The sequence below is a fragment of the Candidatus Melainabacteria bacterium RIFOXYA2_FULL_32_9 genome, assembly GCA_001784615.1.
Lineage (GTDB): Bacteria > Cyanobacteriota > Vampirovibrionia > Gastranaerophilales > UBA9579 > UBA9579.
Window position 1 is genome coordinate 2924 of sequence record MFRQ01000165.1, and the last position, 3749, is coordinate 6672.

Consider the following 3749-nt stretch of genomic DNA (forward strand, 5'->3'; position numbering starts at 1 on the left):
TGAAATTCTGCGTGCCACCATACTGCCACCTGACATAAGAGAACCTCTTACTAAGTGCATACCTCTTTTTCTAGATTTCATTTTAAATAACATTGCTCTCCTCCTTAGTCTTTAAATTTTATTATTGAAGAATACTCTCTTTAATTAAGAAACGGATTTTTAAGATTATTATTGTTGAGGAATTTGCTCGGTTTCTCGAATAACCAGACTATCTGTGGTTCCTTTATAAATAAGATACCCAATTATTAATGCTCCTAAGATAAGAATTATTCCAATTAAGCCTTTAAGCCAGTTAGCTGCTTCCTTTCTCTTTTCCTCAGAACTAATTCTTGTCATAATAAAAACTCTCCACTCAATGAGTTTGTTTTTATATATATAGTAGGGTTTATTTAATTGGTTATAAATTCCCCATTTGGCTTAAACTTTAAATTTATCTTGATTTAATAAACTTTTAAACAAGAATAAGTTTACTTTTAAGGTTAATAAAAGATATAGGGGTACTAACTTATCCGAGAGCTCTTTTTATTAAGGACGCAATAAAAAATAAGGAACAAACAAAAAATTATTGCGTATTTTAAAACGCAAATCTGTCATTGCGAGCGAAGCGAAGCAATCCATTAAATAATGCTATAATTTGGATTGCCACGTCGGGCTTTCAGCCCTCCTCGCAATGACAATATCACTTTATGCGTAAGTATTTTTTGTTACCTCCTTACTTACGCATTTTTTATTGCTCGATTATTTGGTAATGCTCAAGTAATGAGTCATCACGAGCCATTAAATATGGAAGATTATCATTTATCTTAATTGCGAAGTGATCTCTAACATTATATGCTTTGAGATTGCTTCACAACATCGATTTTAGAAAATACCTATGCTGCAAGGTTCGCAATGACTCTCTTAATCATTTCAGTCTCTTATTTTCCATTACCAATTATTTTTAGATCAGCAAAATAGTTTAAGTCAGGCAAGAGGCTTGTTATAAGCTGGTATTTTTATGTTAGTTTTTGTCTCTATACTAACTTTAATACCAAATACTTCTAAGTATTCTACTATACCTCCACGCATTTTTAATGCAGAAATCATCATTTTTATTGGGCCTATTGCTCTTATTACATACGGAGGATTTAGTCTGGCTTGATTTACCAGTATGCTATTTCCTGCTGTAGAAATTTCACTTATAGTAACAAGCCTTTGATTATTGATGGCAATGGCCTTTGCCCCGGCTGCTTTTAACTCATTGACTATTTTTAATAAATCATCACTATGAATAAGACCATCATTATCAAGTAAATCTGTACTTTTTAGTATTTTTTTTGTATTACGGTCTTCTAATTTTATGATAATTCCTTCTCCATTAGCAGTAGTTAATCCTGCTATTTGATATAAAGTTTTAAATCTATCTTCAGAAAGTGCTTCTCTGTTTATTACTCGTTCTTTCTGTCTTAACTTTGTGACTTGCTTTTCAAGTTCAGCTTTCTTGCTCTGAGTTTCTTTCAAAAGCGCAACAAGTCCGTTTAATTGTCTTTCAACAGGCAATAAAGATCTTTCTGCTAAAATATGCTTTTTAGTTTGTGTTGATATGATTAAGCCCAGAATTAAGAAGAGAACTCCCATAACAGTTAAATAACCCATATTCTGGATTGTAAAAAATTTTTTCTGTTCTTTTTCACTCATTATATAAAATAAACTTTCTAGTTTTTACCCAAGATCACCTTTATATTTAATAACAGATATAGTACATTGGTTAAGATAAAGCAAGTAAATAATAATTATAGTAATCTTATTAAATAACTGTTTTAAGAGACTTTTAGATTGGGTAAAAAATTATGATTGATGTTAATTTGTTTATAAATAAAGCAGAAAAAAAATTGTTAGAAATCTTTGAAGAACTGGAAATTATCAGGGATTTAAATCAGGCTAAAGTATTAAAAGCTTTTCAAGATAATAGAATCGGCGAAGAGCATTTTGCAAGTGTAAGTGGTTATGGTCATGATGATCTTGGCAGAGAAGCAATAGACAAGGTTTATGCTCAGGTTTTTAATTGTGAAGCTGCTATAGTCAGGAATCAGTTTGTCTCAGGCACACATGCTATAGCCTGTGCACTTTTTGGAGTATTAGGACCAGGAGATAAATTAGTCTCAATTGCGGGTGCTCCATATGATACGCTTGAAGAAGTTATTGGAAAAAGGGGTAATATTAAAGCCTCATTAAAAGGGCATGGGGTAGATTATGAGGAAATTCCATTAAAAAACGAGACAGAAATCGATCTTGATGCCATTGCAAATACCATAAATGAAAAAACAACTATGGTAACAATTCAAAGATCTCGAGGATATAGCTTAAGAAAGCCTATTGATATCGAGACAATGACTGAGATTATTGAAATTGTAAAAACAAAAAACCCCGATTGTATATGTTTTGTTGATAATTGCTATGGCGAATTTACTGAAGCTTATGAACCTACTGATGTAGGAGCAGATTTAATGGCCGGATCCTTAATAAAAAATCCCGGAGGTGGAATCGTAGAAGCAGGTGGTTATATAGTAGGAAGGAAAGACCTTGTAGAGCTTGCGGCAATGCGTCTTACTGCTCCTGGAATTGGCTCAAAAGGCGGAGCAATGTTCAACCAGTCAAGATTGATTTTACAAGGGTTTTTTATGGCGCCAAGTATTGTTTTTGAAGCATTAAAAGGTTCAATTCTTGCTTCGCGGGTATTTATGGATCTTGGTTACAAAACTACTCCAAGACCTGATGACATTAGAACAGACATAATTCAGGCTATTCAGCTTGACGCTCCTGAGAGATTAGTAAAATTCTGCAAGGCTTTACAGTTTAACAGCCCGGTTAACTCACACCTTACTCCGATACCATGTGATGTTCCGGGTTATGATGATGAAATTGTTATGGCTGGAGGAACTTTTATAGAAGGTTCAACAATAGAGCTTTCAGCAGACGGGCCATTAAGAGAGCCTTACGTGGCATATTTACAGGGTGGATTAAATTATGCCCATGTAAAACTGGCTTTAAAAGGAATTCTAGAACAATTAGATATCCACGAGCCTATTTAGTTTTTAGCTCTTTATTATCATTGTATCAATAATTCAATATAAGAAAGATTTTGATAGCTAATAAACACGGATTTTGTGGTTTATTCTCTTATATATAAACCAGATTACAGAAAATTAAATAGTCAAATTGTTGCATCGGGAGACTTGAGCTATAATTAAAATAGTAATTTTCCTGTTTTAATATTATGAATTTTGGTTATATTCTACATAAATGATTAAGATAATAAAAAGATGTATATTAAATTACGATTTTTTATTTTTTATTGTATCGAATTTATATGGACTTATTAATGGTTTTAAACAAGTTACAATAAATAAAAATGAAGTTTGCATAATAGAAAAAAATAAAAAATTTATACTCTCTTATTATACTAGGGTTTATGCTTTTGATGTTATTAGAGAATTTAACTATTACACAAGCTCAGTTGAAGGAATATTAAAACATAATTTATATGAATATAATTTTTCAAAACCTGCTTTACATAAAATTCCAAATAAAAATATAGATTTTTATTATACTTTCTTACCAGAAGGTATTGAGACTAATGATATTTATTTAAAGTATTTAGATATCAAGAGTGGGGATTATATATTAGATCTAGAGGCATATTGAGGATTATCAACTTATACGTTTTCAAAAGCAGTAGGAGATGAGGGTTTAGTGATATCAGTTGAATC

At 31.5% G+C, this 3749-nt stretch carries 3 protein-coding genes; 2 read left to right on the plus strand and 1 reads right to left on the minus strand.

Annotated features, from left to right (window positions below; translation table 11 throughout):
- Window positions 1–963: 963 nt before the first annotated feature.
- The gene (locus A2255_00775) at window positions 964–1635 is read right to left on the minus strand and encodes a hypothetical protein (protein ID OGI16798.1); all 672 of its coding nucleotides are present in this window, start codon (window positions 1633–1635) and stop codon (window positions 964–966) included.
- 194 nt (window positions 1636–1829) lie between these two features.
- Here A2255_00775 and A2255_00780 point away from each other — a divergent pair, with 194 nt between their 5' ends.
- Both A2255_00780 and A2255_00785 read left to right on the plus strand, forming a co-directional pair.
- Window positions 1830–3071 (plus strand): aluminum resistance family protein, encoded by a 1242-nt coding sequence (locus A2255_00780; GenBank protein OGI16796.1) that lies wholly within the window; start codon window positions 1830–1832, stop codon window positions 3069–3071.
- A gap of 211 nt (window positions 3072–3282) precedes the next feature.
- A complete protein-coding gene (locus tag A2255_00785; protein ID OGI16797.1) occupies window positions 3283–3684 on the plus strand; it encodes a hypothetical protein in 402 nt (133 codons plus the stop codon).
- Window positions 3685–3749: the final 65 nt, after the last annotated feature.

Excerpts from the sequence above, each read along its gene's own strand:
- A2255_00785 (OGI16797.1), top strand. The coding sequence starts at position 3,283 with ATGATTAAGATAATAAAAAGATGTATATTAAATTACGATTTTTTATTT.
- A2255_00780 (OGI16796.1), top strand. The coding sequence starts at position 1,830 with ATGATTGATGTTAATTTGTTTATAAATAAAGCAGAAAAAAAATTGTTA.
- A2255_00775 (OGI16798.1), bottom strand. The coding sequence starts at position 1,635 with ATGGGTTATTTAACTGTTATGGGAGTTCTCTTCTTAATTCTGGGCTTA.